Raw genomic sequence first — 19,889 nt, 5'->3', positions numbered from 1 at the left:
ATGACTGCATTGAACACAACCGCACGCATCGCGGTGATCGGCGCCGGCGCCATGGGTGCCGGCATTGCCCAGGTCGCGGCGCAGGCCGGGCATCCGGTGTTGCTGCTGGACAATCGCCCCGGCGCTGCCGCCCAGGCCATCGAAGGCATCGACCGGCAACTGGGCAAGCGCGTCGAGAACGGCAAGCTGTCCGCCGAATCGCGCAGCGCAACCATCGCTCGCCTGCAAGCCGTGGAGGCTATCGAGGCCCTGGCCGATTGCGAGCTGATCATCGAAGCCATCGTCGAGAACCTTGAGGTCAAACGCACCCTGTTCCGTCAGCTGGAAGGCATTTGCGGCGCGCAGTGCATCCTGGCCAGCAACACCTCGTCGCTGTCGATCACCAGCATCGCCGCGCAGCTTAAGCATCCAGAACGCCTGCTCGGCCTGCACTTCTTCAACCCGGCGCCGGTCATGGCGCTGGTAGAAATCGTCTCCGGCCTGGCCAGCGATCCGGCCTTGGCCGACTGCCTGTATGACACCGCCAAGGCCTGGGGCAAGAAACCGGTGCACACCCGTTCGACGCCGGGCTTTATCGTCAACCGCGTGGCCCGGCCGTTCTACGCCGAGAGCCTGCGCCTGTTGCAGGAAGGCGCCGCCGATTGCCCGACCCTGGATGCGCTGATGCGCGAGGCCGGTGGTTTTGCCATGGGCGCCTTCGAACTGACCGACTTGATCGGCCACGACGTCAACTATGCCGTGACCTGTTCGGTGTTCGACGCCTATTACCAGGACACCCGCTTCCAGCCGTCGCTGATTCAGAAGGAACTGGTGGATGGTGGACGTTACGGGCGTAAAAGCGGTCAGGGTTTCTATTCCTACGCCCAGGGCGCGGAACGTCCGCCAGCGAGCGAAATCACCAGCAACGCCAGCGTAGAAAGCTGCGTCGCCGAAGGCGATTTGGGTATCGCCCAAGGTTTGCTGTCGCGCCTGCGCGAACAGGGCGCCAACGTCATCCAGCGTGACGGCCGTGGTTTGCTGCGGGTCGGTGATGCGGTACTGGCCTTGAGCGACGGACGCATGGCCTGCCAGCGCGCCAAGGAAGACGGATTGCGCAACCTGATCCTGCTGGATCTGACCCACGATTACGCCAAGGCCCAGCGCATCGCCATCAGCCACGCGGCCGGCATCGATCCGCTCGCGCTCGCACAAGGCGTTGCGTTGCTGCAACGGGCCGGGCTCAAGGTCAGCCTGCTCAGCGACAGCCCGGCGCTCGCGGTACTGCGCACCGTGGCGATGCTCGCCAACGAAGCCGCCGACGCCCTGCTGCAAGGCGTGGCCTCGGCCGCCGACATCGATCTGGCGATGCGCGCCGGGGTCAACTATCCCCAGGGCCCGCTGGCCTGGGCCGATGCCGTCGGCCTGCCGCACATCCTCGCCACACTGGACAACCTGCAAGCCGCGTACGGCGAAGAACGCTACCGGCCATCGCTGCTGTTGCGCCGCTGCGTGGCCGAAGGGAGAACCCTGCATGACTAATCACGAAGCGATGAACCTGGCCAGCGACTGCGCCCAGGCCCTGTTCCAGCGCGACACCGCCAGCCAGGCCATGGGCATGCGCCTGCTGTCCGCCGGCCCCGGCACCGCCCGCGTCGGCATGACCGTGCGCGCCGACATGCTGCAAGGCCACGGCACCTGCCACGGCGGTTACCTGTTCGCCCTCGCCGACTCGGCGTTCGCCTTTGCCTGCAACAGCTACAACGAAGCCACCGTGGCCATCGGTTGCAGCATCGACTACATCGCCCCGGCCCGCCTGGGCGATACGCTCAATGCCGATTGCATCGAGCAAAGCCGCTCCGGCCGCACCGGCAACTACGACGTACGCATTGAAAACCAGCAGGGCCAGTTGATCGCCCTGTTCCACGGCAAATCCTACAAAGTGCGCGGCCCGGTGCTGACGCAGGAGACCCCGAATGAATGACGCCCTGATTATCGACGCGGTACGCACCCCTATCGGCCGCTACGCCGGCGTCCTGAGCAGCGTGCGCGCCGACGACCTCGGCGCGGTGCCGCTGCGTGAATTGCTGCGCCGCCACCCGAACGTGGACTGGAGCCAGGTCGATGACGTGATCTACGGCTGCGCCAATCAGGCCGGCGAAGACAACCGCAACGTCGCGCGCATGTCGGCGCTGCTGGCCGGGTTGCCAGTCAGCGTACCCGGCACCACCCTCAACCGCCTGTGCGGGTCCGGGCTGGATGCGGTCGGCACCGCGGCCCGGGCGATTCGCAGCGGCGAGGCCGGGCTGATGCTGGTCGGCGGCGTCGAATCGATGTCCCGCGCGCCACTGGTGATGGGCAAGGCCGAGCAGGCGTTTTCCCGCCAGGCCGAGATTTTCGACACCACCATCGGCTGGCGCTTCGTCAATCCACTGATGAAAAAGGCCTTCGGCATCGACTCCATGCCGGAAACCGCCGAGAACGTCGCCGAACAGTTCAACATCTCCCGGGCTGATCAAGACGCCTTCGCCCTGCGCAGCCAGCAACGCGCCGCCGCTGCCCAGGCCAACGGACGCCTGGCCAAGGAAATCGTCGCGGTGGAAATCCCCCAGCGCAAAGGCCCGGCCAAAGTGGTCGAGCAGGATGAACACCCGCGTGGCGATACCACCCTTGAGCAACTGGCCAAACTCGGTACGCCGTTCCGCGAAGGCGGCAGCATCACTGCCGGCAACGCCTCGGGCGTCAACGACGGCGCCTGCGCGCTGTTGCTGGCCAGCCCCGAAGTCGCCAAGCGTCACGGCCTGACCGCCCGTGGCCGCGTGGTGGCGATGGCCACTGCCGGGGTCGAACCACGGATCATGGGCATCGGCCCGGTGCCGGCGACCCGCAAGGTGCTGGAGCTGGCCAACCTGAGCCTGGCGGACATGGACGTGATCGAACTCAACGAAGCCTTCGCCGCCCAAGGCCTGGCCGTGCTGCGCGAACTGGGCTTGAGCGACACCGATCCACGGGTCAACCCCAACGGCGGCGCCATCGCCCTGGGCCACCCGCTGGGCATGAGCGGTGCGCGGCTGGTGACCACCGCCCTGCACGAGCTGGAAGAACGCAATGGCCGCTACGCCCTGTGCACCATGTGCATCGGCGTTGGCCAGGGGATCGCGCTGATCATCGAGCGTCTATCCCACTAAAGAATCGCGATTCCCGGGGAGCCGAGAGGTATCCTTGGGTCATGCACTCAAAGCCCCTCCATGAAGGGGCTGGAACACAAAAACAATTCGAGTGAAACCATGAACATGCCTATTTCCCAATCCGTGCTTGATCCTGTGCTGGACCCGCTGGAAACCGCCAGCGTCGACGAACTCCGTCAGCACCAGCTCGAACGCCTGCGCTGGAGCCTGAACCACGCCTACAACAACGTGCCGCTGTACCGTCAGCGCTTCGATGCGCTGGGCGTGCACCCGGACGACATCAAATCCCTGGATGACCTGGCGAAGTTCCCCTTCACCACCAAGTCCGACCTGCGCGACAACTACCCGTACGGCATGTTCGCCGTGCCGATGAACGAGATTGTGCGCCTGCACGCGTCCAGCGGCACCACCGGCAAACCGACCGTGGTCGGCTACACCCAGAACGACATCGACACCTGGGCCAACGTGGTAGCGCGCTCGATTCGCGCTGCTGGCGGCCGGCGTGGCGACAAGGTGCACATTTCCTACGGCTACGGCCTGTTCACCGGCGGCCTCGGCGCGCACTACGGCGCCGAGCGCCTGGGCTGCACCGTGATCCCGATGTCCGGCGGCCAGACGGAAAAGCAGGTGCAACTGATCAAGGATTTCCAGCCGGACATCATCATGGTCACGCCGTCCTACATGCTCAACATCGCCGATGAAATCGAGCGCCAGGGCATCGACCCGCACAAACTGGCCCTGCGCCTGGGCATCTTCGGCGCCGAGCCATGGACCGCCGAACTGCGCAGTGCCATCGAGGCGCGCATGGGCATCACTGCCCTGGACATCTACGGCCTCTCGGAAATCATGGGCCCGGGCGTCGCCATGGAATGCGCCGAGACCAAGGACGGCCCGACCCTCTGGGAAGACCACTTCTACCCGGAAATCATCGACCCGGTCACCGGCGAAGTGCTGCCGGACGGGCAGATGGGCGAACTGGTGTTCACGTCGCTGAGCAAAGAAGCCCTGCCGATGATCCGCTACCGCACCCGCGACCTGACGCGCCTGCTGCCGGGCACCGCGCGGCCAATGCGACGTATCGACAAGATCACCGGGCGCAGCGACGACATGCTGATCATCCGCGGCGTCAACGTGTTCCCGACGCAGATCGAGGAGCAGGTACTGAAAGTCAAACAGCTTGCCGAGTGCTACGAGATCCATCTGTATCGCAATGGCAACCTGGACAGCGTGGATGTGCACGTGGAGCTCAAGGCCGAACACCAGCACATGACCGACGAACAGCAGAAGGCTGTCTGTGGCGAGCTGAGCAAGCACATCAAGACCTACATCGGGATCAGTTCGCGGATCGTCCTGCAGCCTTTCCACTCGATCAAGCGATCCGAGGGCAAGGCCTGCCACGTGATGGACAAACGCCCGAAAGCATGACTGCTGCACCCCTTTGAACCCCGCTGATGCGGGGTTTTTTTTTGGATTTCTGACGCGACGCCTGTGGGAGCGGGCTTGCTCGCGAAGGGGCCGTGCCAGTCGACATTTGCGCTGAATGACACGCCGCCTTCGCGAGCAAGCCCGCTCCCACAGGGAAAGTGCGAACCCCAAAACGACCAACGGCTCCCAAAGCGATACAAAAAACAAATACGACACGTCATTTTCCGTTTGATATTAATTTCTGTATCGCTTATAAAGTTCTCCATGCCCTCGAATAGCTTCAAGGCCGGAGACCCCAATGTACGCACAGCTAGTAGAAACAGGCGTAAAGCGCATAAAAGACCTGTCGGAGATGTCCGAACAGGAGCGCGCTTTCCAGGAAAAAATCGATTCAGAAATCAAGATCGAAGCCAAGAACTGGATGCCAGATGCCTACCGCCAGACCCTGATCCGGCAGATTTCCCAGCACGCCCACTCCGAAATCGTCGGCATGCTGCCCGAAGGCAACTGGGTCACCCGCGCCCCTTCGCTCAAACGCAAACTGCAATTGATGGCCAAGATCCAGGACGAAGCCGGTCACGGCCTGTACCTGTACAGCGCCATGGAAACCCTGGGCGCCGACCGTGATGCGGAAATCGACAAGTTGCACAGCGGCAAGGCCAAGTATTCGAGCATCTTCAATTACCCGACACTGAACTGGGCCGACATGGGCGCGGTGGGCTGGCTGGTGGATGGCGCGGCGATCGTTAACCAGGTGGTCTTGCAGCGCACCTCGTACGGTCCGTACTCGCGGGCGATGATCCGCATCTGCAAGGAAGAGAGTTTCCACCAGCGCCAGGGCTACGAAATCCTCCTGACCATGATGCGCCACGGCACTCAGGCGCAAAAAGACATGGTCCAGGACGCGATCAACCGCCTGTGGTGGCCGTCGTTGATGATGTTCGGCCCGAGCGACGAACACTCGCCCAACAGCGCGCAATCCATGGCCTGGAAGATCAAGCGCCAGAGCAACGACGAGCTGCGCCAGCGCTTCATCGACCAGACCATCCCGCAGCTGGAACTGCTGGGCTGCACCTGCCCCGATCCCGACCTGAAGTGGAACGCCGAGACCGGCCATTACGACTTCGGCCAGATCCAGTGGGACGAATTCTACGAAGTGCTCAAGGGCAACGGCCCGTGCAACCAGGAACGCGTCGCCACCCGCCGCAAGGCGATTGAAGACGGTGCCTGGGTCCGCGAAGCCGCCGTCGCCCACGCCCGCAAAAAACAAAACAAGAACGCCGCCTGATTCGGCCAACAAACCCTGTGTAGGAGCTGACGAGTGCAACGAGGCTGCGATCTTTTGATCTTGCTTTTTAAAATCTAAAGATCGCAGCCTCGTTGCACTCGACAGCTCCTACAGAGCAACTGATGTGGAGTGAATGTCATGTCCGAGTGGACCCTCTTCGAAGTTTTCGTGCGCAGCAAGCACGGCCTCAACCACAAGCACGTCGGCAGCGTGCATGCCGCCGACACCACCATGGCCATCGAGAACGCACGCGAGCTGTACACCCGCCGCAGCGAAGGCGTGAGCCTGTGGGTGGTGCCTTCGGCACTGATCACCGCCTCGTCGCCGGATGAAAAAGACCCGCTGTTCGACCCATCGGACGACAAGGTTTATCGCCATGCCAGCTTCTACGAGCTGCCGGCCGAAGTCGGGCACATGTGAGGTCGACCATGAATAACAAGACCGATCTGATCGAATACCTGCTGCGCCTGGGCGACAGCGCCCTGATCCAGGGCCAGCGCCTGTGCCAGTGGTGCGGCAAGGCTCCGGCGCTGGAAGAAGAGCTGGCGCTGATGAACGTCGGCCTCGACCTCGTCGGCCAGGCCCGCAACTGGCTGGACTACGCCGCCGAACTGCTGGACGACGGCCGCGACGCCGATGACCTGGCGTTCCGCCGCGACGAACGCGCCTATCGCAACCTGCTGCTGGTGGAACAACCCAACGGCGACTACGCGGTGACCATCCTCAAGCAGTTCCTGTACGACGCCTGGCACCTGGAAGTACTCAAGGGCCTGAGCCAATCCAGCGATGAGCGCATCGCCGGGATCGCCGCCAAGGCCGTGAAGGAAGTCACCTATCACCTGCGCCGCTCCGGCGAGTGGGTCGAGCGTCTGGGCGACGGCACTGAAGAAAGCCACAAGCGCATGCTGGCGGCGATCCCCGAGGTCTGGCGCTTCACCGTCGAACTGATCGCCGCCGATGACAGCGAACAGCGCCTGTGCGAAGCCGGCATCACCCCGGACATCGCCACTGTCGCCGCTGCATGGCAAGCCAAGGTTGAAGCAATCTTCGCCAGCGCCACCCTGCCCGTTCCGGCCTCGCCGAGCTATTTCTACCTGAATGCGCGCAAGGGCCTGCACACCGAGCACCTGGGCATTCTGCTGGCCGAGATGCAATTCCTGCCACGAGCGTACCCCGATGCAACCTGGTGATCTGATCGCCAGCGACCAGGGCGCCCGGCCGGCACAACCGACCGACCTGGCGGCCGCCTGGGCGATCCTGGCCGAAGTCATGGACCCGGAAGTGCCGGTGGTCAGCGTGGTGGACCTGGGGATCGTCCGCGATCTGGATTGGCAGGCCGGTCACTTGCACGTGGTGGTCACGCCGACCTACTCCGGCTGCCCCGCCACCGAAGTGATCGAGGGCGATATCCGCGACGCGCTGGAGCAGGCCGGTTTCCAGGCACCCAACCTGGAGCGCCGCCTGACCCCGGCCTGGACCACCGACTGGATCACCGACAGCGGCCGCGAACGCCTGCGCGCCTACGGCATCGCGCCACCCGATGGCAGCACCAGCAAACGCAGCCTGCTCGGTGAGAGCCCGGTGATCGCCTGCCCGCAATGCGGCAGCGTCCACACCGAGGTGCTCAGCGAGTTCGGTTCCACCGCGTGCAAGGCGCTGTATCGCTGCGTCGATTGCCGGGAACCGTTCGACTATTTCAAGTGCATCTGAGCGGCGTCGGCCGTCCAGCTGGAGAACAATAATGAGCAAGTTTCACAGCCTGACCATCAAGGACGTGCGCACCGAGACCCGTGACGCGGTGTCCATCGCCTTCGAGATTCCCCAGGAGCTGCAAGACAGCTTCCACTTCACCCAGGGCCAGCACCTGGTGGTGCGCACCCAAATGGACGGCGAAGAAGTACGCCGTTCCTACTCGATCTGCACCGGGGTCAACGACGGTGAACTGCGCGTCGCGGTCAAGCGCGTGGCCGGTGGTCGTTTCTCCGCGTTCGCCAATGAGCAGCTGAAGGCCGGGCACAGCCTGGAAGTCATGCCGCCCGCCGGGCACTTCAGCGTCGAACTCGATCCGGCTCGCCACGGCAACTACCTGGCCGTCGCGGCCGGCAGCGGCATCACGCCGATCCTGTCGATCATCAAGACCACCCTGGAAACCGAGCCCCACAGCCGCGTCACCCTGCTGTACGGCAACCGCTCCAGCTCCGGCGCGCTGTTCCGCGAACAGCTGGAAGACCTGAAGAACCGCTACCTACAACGCCTGAACCTGATCTTCGTGTTCAGCCGCGAGCAGCAGGATGTGGACCTGTACAACGGCCGGATCAACGCCGAGAAATGCGAGCAGCTGTTCAGCCGCTGGCTCGACGTGAAAGCCCTCGACGCTGCGTTCATCTGCGGCCCGCAGGAAATGACCGAGACCGTGCGCGACAGCCTGAAAGCCAAGGGCATGGATTCTGCGCGTATTCACTTCGAACTGTTCGCCGCCGCCGGCAGCCAGCAGAAACGCGAAGCCCGCGAGGCCGCTCGCCAGGTGGATTCGGCGGTCAGCCAGATCACCGTGATCAGCGACGGCCGCGCACTGGCCTTCGACCTGCCGCGCAACAGCCAGAGCATCCTCGACGCCGGCAACGCCCAGGGCGCCGAACTGCCCTACTCGTGCAAGGCCGGCGTGTGCTCGACCTGCAAGTGCAAGGTCATCGAAGGCGAAGTGGAAATGGACAGCAACCACGCCCTGGAAGACTACGAAGTGGCCGCCGGCTATGTGCTGTCGTGCCAGGCCTTCCCGATCAGCGACAAGGTGGTGCTGGATTTCGACCAGCTCTGAAACACCGCAATCCCTGTGGGAGCGGGCTTGCTCGCGAAGGGGCCATCAGATTCAGCATTGATGTTGCCTGACACACCGCATTCGCGAGCAAGCCCGCTCCCACAGGGGATTGAGGAATGCCTGAAATCTGCTTCACCCCACAACAAAAACAACAAGGAGAGCGCTCCATGACACCCCAAGACATAGATCTCATCCGCCAGCACCCCGACTTCATCCAGCTGGTACGCCGCAAGCAAGCGCTGTACTGGTCGCTGTCGCTGATCATGCTGGTGATTTATTTCGGCTTTGTCCTGCTGGTGGCGTTTGCACCAAACACCCTCGGCCAGTCCCTGAGCGGCGGCGTGACCACCGTGGGCATGTTGGTGGGTGTGGTGATCGTGGTGCTGGCCTTCGCCCTGACCGGTTTCTATGTCTATCGCGCCAACAACGTGATCGACCCGCTGAACGAAAAACTCAAGCAGGAGTGCGCCCGATGAGCCGTCTTCTCGCGTTGTTCCTGCTGCCGCTGGCAGTGGTCACTGATATGGCGGTGGCTGCCGAAGGCGCCGCTCGTCCATTGAACTGGAACGCCATCGGCATGTTCCTGGTGTTTGTGCTGTTCACCCTCGGCGTCACCCGCTGGGCTGCCTTGCGCACCCGTTCGGCCAGTGATTTCTACACCGCCGGCGGCGGCATGACCGGCTTCCAGAATGGCCTGGCGATTGCCGGCGACATGATTTCGGCGGCGTCTTTCCTGGGCATCTCCGCGATGATGTTTCTTAACGGCTATGACGGCTTGCTGTACGCCTTGGGCGTATTGGCCGGCTGGCCGATCATCCTGTTCCTGATCGCCGAACGCCTGCGCAACCTCGGCAAGTACACCTTCGCCGACGTGGTTTCTTATCGTCTTGAGCAAACGCCAGTGCGCCTGACCTCGGCCTTCGGCACCCTGACCGTGGCCCTGATGTACCTGGTGGCGCAGATGGTCGGCGCCGGCAAGCTGATCGAGTTGCTGTTCGGCATCGACTACCTCTACGCGGTGATGCTGGTCGGCGTGCTGATGGTCTTCTACGTAACCTTCGGCGGCATGCTCGCCACCACCTGGGTGCAGATCATCAAGGCGGTGATGCTGCTGTTCGGCACCAGTTTCATGGCGTTCATGGTGCTCAAGCATTTCGGTTTCAGCACCGAAGCGATGTTTGCCGGCGCCACCGCCGTGCACGCCAAGGGCAACGCAATCATGGCGCCGGGCGGCTTGCTGTCCAACCCGATCGACGCGATTTCCCTGGGGCTGGGCATGATGTTCGGCACCGCTGGCCTGCCGCACATCCTGATGCGCTTCTTCACCGTCAGCGATGCCAAGGAAGCGCGTAAAAGCGTGTTCTACGCCACCGGTTTCATCGGCTATTTCTACCTGCTGCTGATCATTGTCGGCTTCGGCGCGATCGTGATGGTCGGCACCGATCCGTCGTACCGCGACGCCACTGGCGCGATCATCGGCGGCGGCAACATGGTCGCCGTGCACCTGGCCCAGGCCGTGGGCGGCAACCTGTTTCTCGGCTTCATTTCAGCAGTGGCCTTCGCCACCATCCTGGCGGTGGTCGCCGGGCTGGCCTTGTCCGGCGCCTCGGCGGTGTCCCACGATCTGTATGCCTGCGTGATGCGCAAGGGTCAGGCCAGCGAACAGCAAGAGATGCGTGTGTCGCGGATCGCCACCCTGTGCATCGGCGTGCTGGCGATCATCCTCGGCCTGTTGTTCGAATCGCAGAACATCGCGTTCCTGTCCGGGCTGGTGCTGGCCATCGCCGCTTCGGTGAATTTCCCGGTGCTGTTCCTTTCCATGTACTGGAAAGGCCTGACCACTCGCGGCGCGGTGATCGGCAGCCTGATGGGCCTGGTCTCGGCGATTGTCCTGCTGGTGTTGAGCCCGGCGGTGTGGGTCAACGTCATGCATCACGACAAGGCGCTGTTCCCGTATTCCAACCCGGCACTGTTTTCCATGAGCCTGGCCTTCTTCAGCGCCTGGCTGTTTTCCGTCACTGACCGTTCGCCACGCGCCGCCCTTGAGCGCGGCCGCTACCTGGCGCAGTTCATCCGTTCCATGACCGGCATCGGCGCCTCGGGCGCCAGCCAGCACTGATCCTTTTGACCGGCGCGGCTGAGCCCGCGCCAGACACTGACCAAACCCGGAGCAATCCTGATGTCGCACGCCCCTACCCTGCAAAGTTTCATCGCCGGCCGCTGGATCGGCCAACAAGGCGCGCAAACCCTGCGCAGCGCCATCGACGGCCATGAAATCTTCCGCACCCACGAAGAGCGCCCGGACTTCGCCGAAGCCATCGAACACGGTCGCCGCCAAGGCGTCAGCGGCCTGATGGCGCTGGACTTCCAGCAACGCGCCCAGCGCCTGAAAGCCCTGGCCCTGTACCTGGCCGAACGCAAGGAACAGCTCTATGCGATCTCCCACCACAGCGGCGCGACCCGTGCCGACAGCTGGATCGACATCGAAGGCGGCAACAGCACGCTGTTCACCTACGCCAGCCTCGGCTCCCGCGAGCTGCCGTCGGGCAACGTGGTCCACGAAGGCCCGGCGCTGCAACTGAGCAAAATGGGCACCTTCGCCGGCACCCACATCCTGGTGCCACGCGGCGGCGTCGCGGTGCACATCAATGCGTTCAACTTCCCGATCTGGGGCATGCTGGAAAAGTTCGCGCCGAGCTTCCTCGCCGGCATGCCGTGCATCGTCAAGCCGGCCAGCGCCACCAGCTACCTGACCGAAGCCGTGGTGCGCCTGATGGACGAATCCGGCCTGCTGCCAGCGGGCAGCCTGCAGCTGATCATCGGTGGCACCGGTGATTTGCTCGATCGCCTGCAAGGCCAGGACGTGGTGACGTTCACCGGTTCCGCCGACACCGCGGCCAAGCTGCGGGTCAACCCGAACCTGATTCGCAACTCGGTGCCCTTCACCGCCGAAGCCGACTCGCTGAACTGCGCGATCCTCGCCCCGGACGTGACCCCGGACGACGAAGAGTTCGAGCTGTTCATCAAGGAAGTGGCCCGGGAAATGACCACCAAGGCCGGGCAGAAATGCACCGCCATCCGCCGCGCCATCGTCCCGGCCAGGCACATTGATGCCGTCGCTACCCGCCTGCGTGATCGCCTGGCCAAAGTCGTGGTCGGCGACCCGTCGGTGGAAGGCGTGCGCATGGGCGCGCTGGCGTCCCACGATCAGCAGAAAGACGTGGCCGAGCGCCTGGAAATGCTGTTGCAGAGCAGCGACCTGCTGTTCGGCGCCCGTGACGGTTTCGAGCCGCGTGGCGAGAACGTCGATAAGGGCGCGTTCTTCGCCCCGACCCTGTTGCAGGCCCGCGACCCGCACGCCGAAGGTGGCGCCCACGACATCGAGGCGTTCGGCCCGGTCAGCACCTTGATGGCGTATGACGATCTGGACGAAGCACTGGCCCTGGCCGCACGCGGCAAAGGTAGTTTGGTGGCCAGCCTGGTGACCAAGGACCCACAGATCGCCGCCAAAGCCATTCCGGTTGCAGCGGCCTTGCACGGCCGGCTGCTGGTGCTGGATCGCCACTGCGCCGGCGAATCCACCGGTCACGGCTCGCCACTGCCACAACTCAAACACGGCGGTCCGGGTCGTGCCGGTGGCGGTGAAGAGCTGGGCGGCCTGCGTGCGGTCAAGCACTACCTGCAACGCGCGGCGGTGCAAGGTTCGCCCACCATGCTGGCGGCGGTCACCGGCGAACACGTGCGCGGCGCCAAGGTCATCGAAACCGACGTGCATCCGTTCCGTCGCTACTTCCAGGACCTGCAGATCGGCGAGTCGCTGCTGACCCACCGTCGCACCGTCACCGAGGCGGACCTGGTGAACTTCGGCTGCCTGTCGGGCGACCACTTCTACATGCACTTCGACGACATCGCGGCCAAGGAATCGCAATTCGGCAAGCGCATTGCCCACGGTTACTTCGTATTGTCGGCGGCGGCCGGCCTGTTCGTCTCCCCTGGCGTCGGCCCGGTCCTGGCCAACTACGGCCTCGACACCCTGCGCTTCATCAACCCGGTGGGCATCGGCGACACCATCCAGGCGCGCCTGACCTGCAAACGCAAGATCGACCAAGGCAAGAAGAGCCCGCAAGGCGTTCCGCAAGGGGTGGTGGCGTGGGATGTGGAAGTGACCAACCAGCTGGGTGAGCTGGTGGCCAGTTATGACATTTTGACCCTGGTAGTGAAGCGCGAAGATTGATCCGCGTTTCTGGTTGACCACAGATCCTGTGGTCAACCACAAATCAAATGTGGGAGCGGGCTTGCTCGCGAATGCGGTGTATCAGTCGACATCTTCCTTGACTGACACATCGCCTTCGCGAGCAAGCCCGCTCCCACATTTCGTTCTCTGTCGAACTTCAATTTTGTGTTCACTGCCTTTCCCCTGTAGGAGCGAGCATGCTCGCGATGAACCGGAGATCGTCGCGGGGTATAAGGCATCCAGCGTCATCGTTGACGACCATCGCGAGCATGCTCGCTCCTACAGGGGTTGAGGTGACCCGGGTGTCAATTGGCGTAGGACATTTCTGTTTTTCCTAGGATTCGGACATGCCCGTTGTGCCTGACCCACAACTCAACCCCCTCGTTTTGCGGATAGAAGTTCCACAGGCCCCAGGACATTTCTGGGCAAGGTCTTCGGAGATTTCCTTAGAAATGTGGCGATTTGCGTGAACTGGTTTGAACTGCGTTCCATCGATAGTCTTTAGCGGTCGCTGACCATTCAGCGGCAGGGTGTAGGAACCCTTGAAGACCGATGGGATGCAATTGGCGTCGAAGCATGGTTTGCGGCCGTTTACTGGCGTCCGTAAGATCACCTGCGGCGGCTGTGCACGGGCACGCTTCGGCGTGGTCGAGTATTCCCAAAGGTCTCGATATTCCTACCCCGTGCATAGCTGCCACCCTAGCCCGTAGGAAGGCTGACGGCAGCTCCGTTTCTTCTTTGGGAATATCTAAATGAAAACTTTGACACCCGATCCACCCTACGAAAAACCAACCCCACACCCCGACAACCGCTTCATGGCATTGACCGGCAACTGCACCGACATGCCCACCCTCTTCGTCGACACCCAAGCCCCGCTCGACATCCTGATAGACGCCGCCAACTACCGCATCCGCGCCGTCACCCAGGTACTGGAAAACCTCTCCATGCGCGGTTCGATCGAATGCGAATCCTTCATCCTCAGCGACTTCTCACTGCTCTGCGCCATCCCGTTGCGCGATGGCTGCGATGTGCTGGATGTGGTCGGGCGACGGTTGCGGGCACGACCGTCGTAACAAAAGCACAGAATCTAAAAAGATCGCAGCCTTCGGCAGCTCCTACAGGGATACGCATTCCAAGGTAGGAGCTGCCGAAGGCTGCGATCTTTTGACTTTCAATGCCCGCGCAACCACTCGATAAACAGCGCAAACAACTCCGACTGTGAGCCCACTTCCAGCTTCAAATACAAATTCTTGCGATGCATTCGCACGGTTTCCGGGGAGATGTTCATCTGGCCGGCGGTTGATTTGACCGAGTGGCCGCGAAGCACCATGTGCGCCACTTCCCGCTCGCGTTCGGTGAGCAGATCACTGCCGAAATGCTCGAATGCCGATTGCACCCGGTGCTTGAGGTCATCGCGCAGGCCTTGCTCGTGATTGCACTGGATCTCGCTATTGCGCAGCAGGCCACGCCGGCTGAATTCGCTGACGAATTCGCGCACCAGCGGTTCAACGGCGCGCAGCAAATTCAGCTGATCGACCCGCAGGCATTCACCGCCGAAACCTTGATAGAGGCTGACGGAAATCTTCGTGTCATTGCCGGTATCGACGATGTAGTAGCTGTCTTCGGAACAGCCGGCATTCAGGTAATAAGCCTTGTAATAGTCGCTGTCGAAGAAGTTATCCGGGGCGATTTCTTCCAGGTGGTAGAAGCCTTGCGCCAAGCCCTGCTCCACCGCCAGGCAGAACGGGTCGAGCAGATAACCACCGGCAAAATAACGTTCGAGAATCGAGACCTGATACTCCTGGGCAATCCCGCGCTGATACAGCAGCTGGGGGACGCGGTCCTTGCGCTCCAGGCTGATCATCATCGACTCGATGGACACCAGTTGCCCCAACGCTTCTGCCAGATACTGCAGGGCGTCGGGCTCGTCGATATGGGCGAATGCCTCGCGCATGCCCCCATGCCATTTATGCAATGCCCCGAAGGGCATCGCGATCAGCGTTTCGTCGTTTGGTCTGCTCATGACCCGCAGTCTAGCGGGTGAACAGGGCCTTGGTAAAAGCCTGGCGGACGAAGTCATTGGCCGGCGTACTGGCCGCTCGCCTGAAGCTCGGCCGCCACTTCCAGGATGCACTCGCGCAGGATCTCGACGATTTCGTCGACCTGTGCATACGTCAGGATCAGCGGTGGCGACATCACGTTCAGGTGCATGATCGGCCGCACCAGCAAGCCTTTGGCCTGGGCCCGTGAGTGGATTCTTTCGCCGATATTGATCTCGTCGGCGAACAGCGCCTTGGTGCGTTTGTCGGCGACGAACTCCACGCAGGCCATCAATTTCAGGCAGCGAACGTCACCCACCAGCGGCAGGTCCCGCAGCGTGGCCAATTGCTGTTCCAGGTAGCCGCCGACGTCGTCGACATGGGCCAGCAGGTTCTCCCGCTCGATGATTTCAATGTTCTTCAGCGCCGCCGTGCAGCACACCGGATGGCCGCTGTAGGTGAAGCCGTGGGTGAAGCAACGGCCCGTGCCCGGTTCGGCGATGACCTTCCAGATGCGGTCGGAAAAAATGCACGCGCCCAGCGGCAGATAGGCCGAGGTCAGGCCCTTGGCGGTGGTGATGATGTCCGGCTGCACGTCGAACACGTCTTTGGAGGCGAAGAACTTGCCCAGCCGCCCGAAAGACGTCACCACCTCATCGGCGACGAACAGGATGTCGTAGCGCTGGCAGACTTCCCACATGCGCTTGAGGTAACCCTTGGGCGGAATGATCACCCCGCCCGAGCCCATCACCGGTTCGGCGAAGAACCCGGCGACCTTGTCCGCGCCAATCGAGAGGATCTTGTCTTCGAATTCCTTGACCAGGAACTCGAGGAACTGCGCCTCATCCATGCCCTCCGGGGCGCGATAGGGATTGGGGTTGGACACGTGATGGATCAGCGGGTTGGCGTAATCGAACTCCGGCACCCGGTCGGCGGCCTTGTTACCAATCGACATGGTCAGCGTGGTGGAGCCGTGATAGGCGTTGAAACGGGCGATGACGTGCTTCTTTTCCGGCAGGCCACGGCAGTTCTGATAGAACTGGATCAGGCGGTAGGCGGTGTCCACGGCGGTCGAGCCACCGGTGGTCAGGAACACATGGTCGAGGTCGCCAGGGGCCAGGCTGGCGAGTTTTTCGCACAGCTGGATCGCCACGTTGTTGGACATGTCGGAAAACGGATTCGAATAGGCCAGTTGCCGCACCTGATCAGCGATGGCCTCGGCCATTTCCTCACGGCCCAAACCAATGTTGGTGCACCACATGCCGCCCACCGCGTCGAGAAAGCGATTGCCCTGGGTGTCGTAGATGTAGGCGCCTGTGCCTGCGACGATGTTCAGCGAACCCTGTTCAGCATGCTCGTCGAACATGTGGTAGCCGTGCATGTGGTGCGCCTTGTCGGCCTTGACCAGTGCGGCTTCTTCAGCCGGCGAAAACGTTTTTTGAATTGGGGTAGCCATACAAAAACCTCGAACTGAACAATTGAACGATCAAATCCCGCTCTTCACCGTGCTCCAGACCCGCGTGATGGCGCGCATCTCCTTGGCGTCCTGGGTCTTTTGCGGGAACAGCCGTTGACGAATCTCGTCATCGGGATAAATCGCCGGGTTATCGCGCACGCTGGCATTGAGCAACGGCGTGGCCGCCGCGTTGCTGTTGGCGTAGTTGATGTAATCGCTGACATCGGCCATCACCTGCGGCTGCATCAGGTAATCGAGAAACTTGTGGGCGTTGGCCACGTGGGGCGCATCAGCCGGGATGTACATGTTGTCGAACCAGATCAGCGAACCTTCCTTGGGAATGAAGTAGGCCAGGTTGATCTGCTTCTTGGCCTCTTCGGCGCGGGCCATGGCGGTCGCATAGTCGCCGGACCAGGTCATGGCCATGCACACATCACCATTGGGCAGGCTGGTCAGGTAATTGACCGAGTCGAATTTGCGGATGTACGGCCGCACCGACATCAGCAAATCCTGGGCGGCTTTGAGGTCCGCCGGCGCGGCACTGCGCGGGTCTCGGCCGAGGTACTTGAGCGCCATGGGAATGACTTCGGTGGGCGCATCGAGCAGGGTCACGCCGCAGTCGGCAAATTTGGAGACGATCTTCGGATCGAAAATCATCGCCAGCGAACCGATGGGCGCATCCGGCATGCGCTCCTTGATCTTGTCGACGTTGTAGGTCACGCCGTTGCTGCCCCAGGTGTAAGGCGCGGAGTAGTGGGTGCCCGGGTCAAACCCCTGCATGTCCTGCAAGATTTTCGGGTCCAGGTTGCTCCAGCTCGGCAACAGCTTTTTATCCAGCGGCTGGAACACCTTGGCCTGGATCAACGGTGGCGCCAGGGAGGCGTTCAACACGACCAGGTCATAACCGGAGTGACCGGTCAGCAGCTTGGCCTGCACCGTTTCATAGGCATCGAAAGTGTCATAGATGACCTTGATGCCGGTTTCTTTCTCGAAATTCGCCAGGGTTTTCTCGCCGATGTAATCCGCCCAGTTGTAGAGCCGCAGCGTTTTGCTGCCGTCCACGTCAGCGGCATGGGCATTGATGACCAACGAAACAACAAACAGACTGGAAATCACCTTCAGTGTCTTGCGCATTGCACATTCACCTTATCGAGCGAGTTCGGCTCTGGATGAGCGGATGAACCTACTATTGGGCGATTCGCGGGGTGAAGCCATACCCCGAATGGGTGTGTCCGCCGACCACATGGCAAAAAGCATCAGGGCGGTTGACCCGTTTTGTCATAGCTGCAGGGTTTGCCGGGCGCTTAAAGTGGCCGGCAAACCGACTCGCAGGCGCCTTCCATGACCGACCTGATCAAACAAGAAATACATGATGGCGTGCTGACGCTGACCATCGACCGCCCCGACAAGCTCAATGCGTTGACCAACGCGATGTACACGCGGCTGGCCGACCTGATTTTCGCGGCCGACGAGGACGAATCGATCCACGTGGTGATCCTGACCGGTGGCCCCAACTGCTTCACCAGCGGCAACGACCTGGTGGACTTCCTGCAAGCGCCACCGACTCACCTGGACAGCCCGGCGTTCCGCCTGATGCGCGCCGTGACCCACCTGCAAAAACCGCTGATTGCCGCGGTCAGCGGTGCGGCCATCGGCATCGGCACCACCCTGTTGCTGCATTGCGATCAGGTAGTGGTGACCCGTAGCGCCAAGCTGCGCATGCCCTTCGTCAACATCGGCCTGTGCCCGGAGTTCGGCGCCAGCCTGCTGTTGCCGCGCCTGCTCGGTCAGGCCCGTGCCGCACGCCTGCTGTTGCTGGGCGAAGGCCTCAGTGGCGACGATGCCGTGGCATGGGGCCTGGCCAACGAAGCGTTCGACGATGGAGAGCAATGCCTGGCCGCGGCCCGGAAGATCGCCCAGCGTTTTCTGGCGATGCCGCAGCAATCCTTGCGCCAGTCCCGGCAATTGATGAAGCAGGCCGGCATGGCCGAACTGCAAGCCACCCTGCGCGAAGAGAACACCCTGTTCATCCAGCGCCTGCACACCGACGAGGCGAAAAGCGCCTTGAACGCCCTGCTCAATCGCAGTACAGATAAGCATCAACCGAAAGGAAACCAGCCATGAACACCCCGGAAATCTACGTTGTCAGCGCCGCCCGTACCGCCATCGGCTCCTTCGGCGGTGCGCTCAAGGACGTGCCGCTGGCCGACCTGGCGACCACCGCTGTGAAGGCTGCCCTGGAACGCGCCGCCGTGGACCCGGCCCTTGTCGGCCACCTGGTGATGGGCAACGTGATCCCCACCGAATGCCGCGACGCCTACATCTCGCGCGTCGCCGCGATGAACGCCGGCATCCCCAAGGAAACCCCGGCCTACAACGTCAATCGCCTGTGCGGCTCCGGCCTGCAAGCGATCATCAGCGCCGCGCAGACCCTGCTGCTGGGCGATGCCGAGATCGCCATCGGCGCCGGTGCCGAGTCCATGAGCCGTGGCCCGTACCTGCTGCCGTCGGCCCGTTGGGGCTCGCGCATGGGCAATGTCCAGGCCGTCGACTACATGCTCGGCATCCTGCATGACCCGTTCCAGAACTTTCACATGGGCATCACCGCCGAGAACGTCGCCGCACGCAACGGCATCACCCGCGAAATGCAGGACGCCCTGGCGTTCGAAGACCAGAAACGCGCGGCCCATGCCATCGCCAACGGCTACTTCGCCGAGCAGATTGCCACGGTCGAAATCCAGGGTCGCAAAGGCACCCAGCTGTTCAATGTCGACGAACACCCTCGCGCCACCACCCTGGAACAGCTGGCCCAGATGAAGCCGGCGTTCAAGAAAGACGGTTCGGTCACCGCCGGCAACGCTTCGGGCCTCAACGACGGTGCCGCGGCCCTGGTCATGGCCACCGGCGCTGCGGTTCAGGTCAACAGCCTGCGCCCGCTCGCCCGCCTGGTCAGCTACGCCCATGCCGGCCTCGAACCGGAACTGATGGGCCTGGGCCCGGTCCCGGCCACCCGCATCGCCCTCAAGCGTGCCGGCCTGACCGTAGCCGACATGGACGTGATCGAGGCCAACATCGCCTTCGCGGCACAGGCCTGTGCGGTGAGCCAGGAGCTGGACCTCGACCCGGCCAAAGTCAACCCGAACGGCTCGGGCATCGCCCTGGGTCACCCGGTCGGCGCGACCGGCGCGATCATCGCCACCAAAGCCATCCACGAACTGCATCGCACCAACGGCCGTTATGCGCTGGTGACCATGTGCATTGGCGGCGGCCAAGGGATCGCGGCAATTTTCGAGCGCACTTGATAACCCTGTAGGAACGCTGTAGGAGCTGACGAGTGCAACGAGGCTGCGATCCTTTGCTCTTCTTTCATAAAAGCAAAGTCAAAAGATCGCAGCCTGCGGCAGCTCCTACAAAGTGCACGCCTCTCGGCCGGAGATTGTCAAAAAAAACGGGCAAACGAGGTGC

General features: G+C 62.6%; 18 protein-coding genes. 15 read left to right on the top strand and 3 right to left on the bottom strand.

The genetic code is table 11. From position 1 onward, the window contains the following. From paaH to F8N66_RS00375, 13 genes are all read left to right on the top strand, one after another. Nucleotides 1-1,518: a 3-hydroxyacyl-CoA dehydrogenase PaaH gene (gene paaH / locus F8N66_RS00440; RefSeq protein ID WP_150768310.1), complete on the top strand. Its 1,518-nt coding sequence runs from the start codon at nucleotides 1-3 to the stop codon at nucleotides 1,516-1,518. Then, nucleotides 1,511-1,960 carry a hydroxyphenylacetyl-CoA thioesterase PaaI gene (gene paaI / locus F8N66_RS00435; protein ID WP_150768309.1) on the top strand — a complete coding sequence of 150 codons (450 nt, stop codon included), beginning with the start codon at nucleotides 1,511-1,513 and terminating at the stop codon, nucleotides 1,958-1,960. The genes paaH and paaI overlap by 8 nt, the downstream gene beginning before the upstream one ends. Next, the gene (gene pcaF / locus F8N66_RS00430) at nucleotides 1,953-3,164 is read left to right on the top strand and encodes a 3-oxoadipyl-CoA thiolase (RefSeq protein ID WP_150768308.1); all 1,212 of its coding nucleotides are present in this window, start codon (nucleotides 1,953-1,955) and stop codon (nucleotides 3,162-3,164) included. The genes paaI and pcaF overlap by 8 nt, the downstream gene beginning before the upstream one ends. A 99-nt stretch (nucleotides 3,165-3,263) precedes the next feature. Next, nucleotides 3,264-4,589 (top strand): phenylacetate--CoA ligase PaaK, encoded by a 1,326-nt coding sequence (gene paaK, locus F8N66_RS00425; protein WP_150768307.1) that lies wholly within the window; start codon nucleotides 3,264-3,266, stop codon nucleotides 4,587-4,589. A 298-nt stretch (nucleotides 4,590-4,887) separates the two neighbouring features. Beyond that, the gene (gene paaA, locus F8N66_RS00415; protein ID WP_150768306.1) at nucleotides 4,888-5,877 is read left to right on the top strand and encodes a 1,2-phenylacetyl-CoA epoxidase subunit PaaA; all 990 of its coding nucleotides are present in this window, start codon (nucleotides 4,888-4,890) and stop codon (nucleotides 5,875-5,877) included. A 138-nt stretch (nucleotides 5,878-6,015) separates the two neighbouring features. Next, nucleotides 6,016-6,297 carry a 1,2-phenylacetyl-CoA epoxidase subunit PaaB gene (gene paaB / locus F8N66_RS00410; protein WP_007943393.1) on the top strand — a complete coding sequence of 94 codons (282 nt, stop codon included), beginning with the start codon at nucleotides 6,016-6,018 and terminating at the stop codon, nucleotides 6,295-6,297. 8 nt (nucleotides 6,298-6,305) lie between these two features. Next, nucleotides 6,306-7,067 (top strand): 1,2-phenylacetyl-CoA epoxidase subunit PaaC, encoded by a 762-nt coding sequence (gene paaC, locus F8N66_RS00405; protein ID WP_150768305.1) that lies wholly within the window; start codon nucleotides 6,306-6,308, stop codon nucleotides 7,065-7,067. After that, complete coding sequence (paaD, locus tag F8N66_RS00400) at nucleotides 7,054-7,587, top strand: 1,2-phenylacetyl-CoA epoxidase subunit PaaD (RefSeq protein ID WP_150768304.1); 534 nt, start codon at nucleotides 7,054-7,056, stop codon at nucleotides 7,585-7,587. The genes paaC and paaD overlap by 14 nt, the downstream gene beginning before the upstream one ends. A 31-nt stretch (nucleotides 7,588-7,618) precedes the next feature. Then, complete coding sequence (gene paaE, locus F8N66_RS00395; RefSeq protein ID WP_150768303.1) at nucleotides 7,619-8,695, top strand: 1,2-phenylacetyl-CoA epoxidase subunit PaaE; 1,077 nt, start codon at nucleotides 7,619-7,621, stop codon at nucleotides 8,693-8,695. Between the two features lie 167 nt (nucleotides 8,696-8,862). Continuing rightward, nucleotides 8,863-9,171 (top strand): DUF485 domain-containing protein, encoded by a 309-nt coding sequence (locus F8N66_RS00390; RefSeq protein WP_150768302.1) that lies wholly within the window; start codon nucleotides 8,863-8,865, stop codon nucleotides 9,169-9,171. Continuing rightward, entirely contained in the window at nucleotides 9,168-10,814 is a 1,647-nt protein-coding gene (locus F8N66_RS00385; protein ID WP_150768301.1) for a cation acetate symporter, read from the top strand. The genes F8N66_RS00390 and F8N66_RS00385 overlap by 4 nt, the downstream gene beginning before the upstream one ends. Before the next feature lie 60 nt (nucleotides 10,815-10,874). Further along, nucleotides 10,875-12,929, top strand: a complete 2,055-nt coding sequence (gene paaZ, locus F8N66_RS00380) for a phenylacetic acid degradation bifunctional protein PaaZ (RefSeq protein WP_150768300.1) — start codon at nucleotides 10,875-10,877, stop codon at nucleotides 12,927-12,929. A 752-nt stretch (nucleotides 12,930-13,681) separates the two neighbouring features. Further along, the gene (locus F8N66_RS00375; protein ID WP_150768299.1) at nucleotides 13,682-14,002 is read left to right on the top strand and encodes a hypothetical protein; all 321 of its coding nucleotides are present in this window, start codon (nucleotides 13,682-13,684) and stop codon (nucleotides 14,000-14,002) included. 98 nt (nucleotides 14,003-14,100) lie between these two features. Here the strand turns inward: F8N66_RS00375 and F8N66_RS00370 are convergent, their stop codons facing one another. Genes F8N66_RS00370 through F8N66_RS00360 form a run of 3 tightly spaced genes read right to left on the bottom strand, consistent with a single transcriptional unit; the run spans nucleotide 14,101 to nucleotide 17,558 of the window. Then, entirely contained in the window at nucleotides 14,101-15,009 is a 909-nt protein-coding gene (locus F8N66_RS00370) for a helix-turn-helix domain-containing protein (protein WP_150768298.1), read from the bottom strand. After that, a complete protein-coding gene (locus F8N66_RS00365) occupies nucleotides 15,006-16,424 on the bottom strand; it encodes an aminotransferase (RefSeq protein WP_150768297.1) in 1,419 nt (472 codons plus the stop codon). Before F8N66_RS00365 ends, F8N66_RS00370 begins: the two co-directional genes overlap by 4 nt. A 30-nt stretch (nucleotides 16,425-16,454) precedes the next feature. Then, nucleotides 16,455-17,558 carry a polyamine ABC transporter substrate-binding protein gene (locus F8N66_RS00360; RefSeq protein ID WP_150768296.1) on the bottom strand — a complete coding sequence of 368 codons (1,104 nt, stop codon included), beginning with the start codon at nucleotides 17,556-17,558 and terminating at the stop codon, nucleotides 16,455-16,457. Between the two features lie 207 nt (nucleotides 17,559-17,765). On the opposite strand from F8N66_RS00360, the gene F8N66_RS00355 reads away from it, so the two are divergent. Together F8N66_RS00355 and F8N66_RS00350 are read left to right on the top strand one after the other, a co-directional pair. Then, entirely contained in the window at nucleotides 17,766-18,548 is a 783-nt protein-coding gene (locus F8N66_RS00355) for an enoyl-CoA hydratase-related protein (RefSeq protein WP_150768295.1), read from the top strand. After that, entirely contained in the window at nucleotides 18,545-19,726 is a 1,182-nt protein-coding gene (locus F8N66_RS00350) for an acetyl-CoA C-acyltransferase family protein (protein ID WP_150768294.1), read from the top strand. The genes F8N66_RS00355 and F8N66_RS00350 overlap by 4 nt, the downstream gene beginning before the upstream one ends. Nucleotides 19,727-19,889: the final 163 nt, after the last annotated feature.

Origin of the sequence: Pseudomonas fluorescens (assembly GCF_902498195.1) — a bacterium.
Lineage (GTDB): Bacteria > Pseudomonadota > Gammaproteobacteria > Pseudomonadales > Pseudomonadaceae > Aquipseudomonas > Aquipseudomonas fluorescens_BU.
The sequence above is the reverse complement of the archived record's forward strand: the minus strand, read 5'-3'. Positions and strand labels throughout refer to the sequence as shown.

Bases quoted from the DNA above. Each gene is read 5' to 3' on its own strand.
- paaH (WP_150768310.1), top strand. From the start codon at position 1: ATGACTGCATTGAACACAACCGCACGCATCGCGGTGATCGGCGCCGGC.
- paaI (WP_150768309.1), top strand. From the start codon at position 1,511: ATGACTAATCACGAAGCGATGAACCTGGCCAGCGACTGCGCCCAGGCC.
- pcaF (WP_150768308.1), top strand. From the start codon at position 1,953: ATGAATGACGCCCTGATTATCGACGCGGTACGCACCCCTATCGGCCGC.
- paaK (WP_150768307.1), top strand. From the start codon at position 3,264: ATGAACATGCCTATTTCCCAATCCGTGCTTGATCCTGTGCTGGACCCG.
- paaA (WP_150768306.1), top strand. From the start codon at position 4,888: ATGTACGCACAGCTAGTAGAAACAGGCGTAAAGCGCATAAAAGACCTG.
- paaB (WP_007943393.1), top strand. From the start codon at position 6,016: ATGTCCGAGTGGACCCTCTTCGAAGTTTTCGTGCGCAGCAAGCACGGC.
- paaC (WP_150768305.1), top strand. From the start codon at position 6,306: ATGAATAACAAGACCGATCTGATCGAATACCTGCTGCGCCTGGGCGAC.
- paaD (WP_150768304.1), top strand. From the start codon at position 7,054: ATGCAACCTGGTGATCTGATCGCCAGCGACCAGGGCGCCCGGCCGGCA.
- paaE (WP_150768303.1), top strand. From the start codon at position 7,619: ATGAGCAAGTTTCACAGCCTGACCATCAAGGACGTGCGCACCGAGACC.
- F8N66_RS00390 (WP_150768302.1), top strand. From the start codon at position 8,863: ATGACACCCCAAGACATAGATCTCATCCGCCAGCACCCCGACTTCATC.
- F8N66_RS00385 (WP_150768301.1), top strand. From the start codon at position 9,168: ATGAGCCGTCTTCTCGCGTTGTTCCTGCTGCCGCTGGCAGTGGTCACT.
- paaZ (WP_150768300.1), top strand. From the start codon at position 10,875: ATGTCGCACGCCCCTACCCTGCAAAGTTTCATCGCCGGCCGCTGGATC.
- F8N66_RS00375 (WP_150768299.1), top strand. From the start codon at position 13,682: ATGAAAACTTTGACACCCGATCCACCCTACGAAAAACCAACCCCACAC.
- F8N66_RS00370 (WP_150768298.1), bottom strand. From the start codon at position 15,009: ATGACTTCGTCCGCCAGGCTTTTACCAAGGCCCTGTTCACCCGCTAGA.
- F8N66_RS00365 (WP_150768297.1), bottom strand. From the start codon at position 16,424: ATGGCTACCCCAATTCAAAAAACGTTTTCGCCGGCTGAAGAAGCCGCA.
- F8N66_RS00360 (WP_150768296.1), bottom strand. From the start codon at position 17,558: ATGCGCAAGACACTGAAGGTGATTTCCAGTCTGTTTGTTGTTTCGTTG.
- F8N66_RS00355 (WP_150768295.1), top strand. From the start codon at position 17,766: ATGACCGACCTGATCAAACAAGAAATACATGATGGCGTGCTGACGCTG.
- F8N66_RS00350 (WP_150768294.1), top strand. From the start codon at position 18,545: ATGAACACCCCGGAAATCTACGTTGTCAGCGCCGCCCGTACCGCCATC.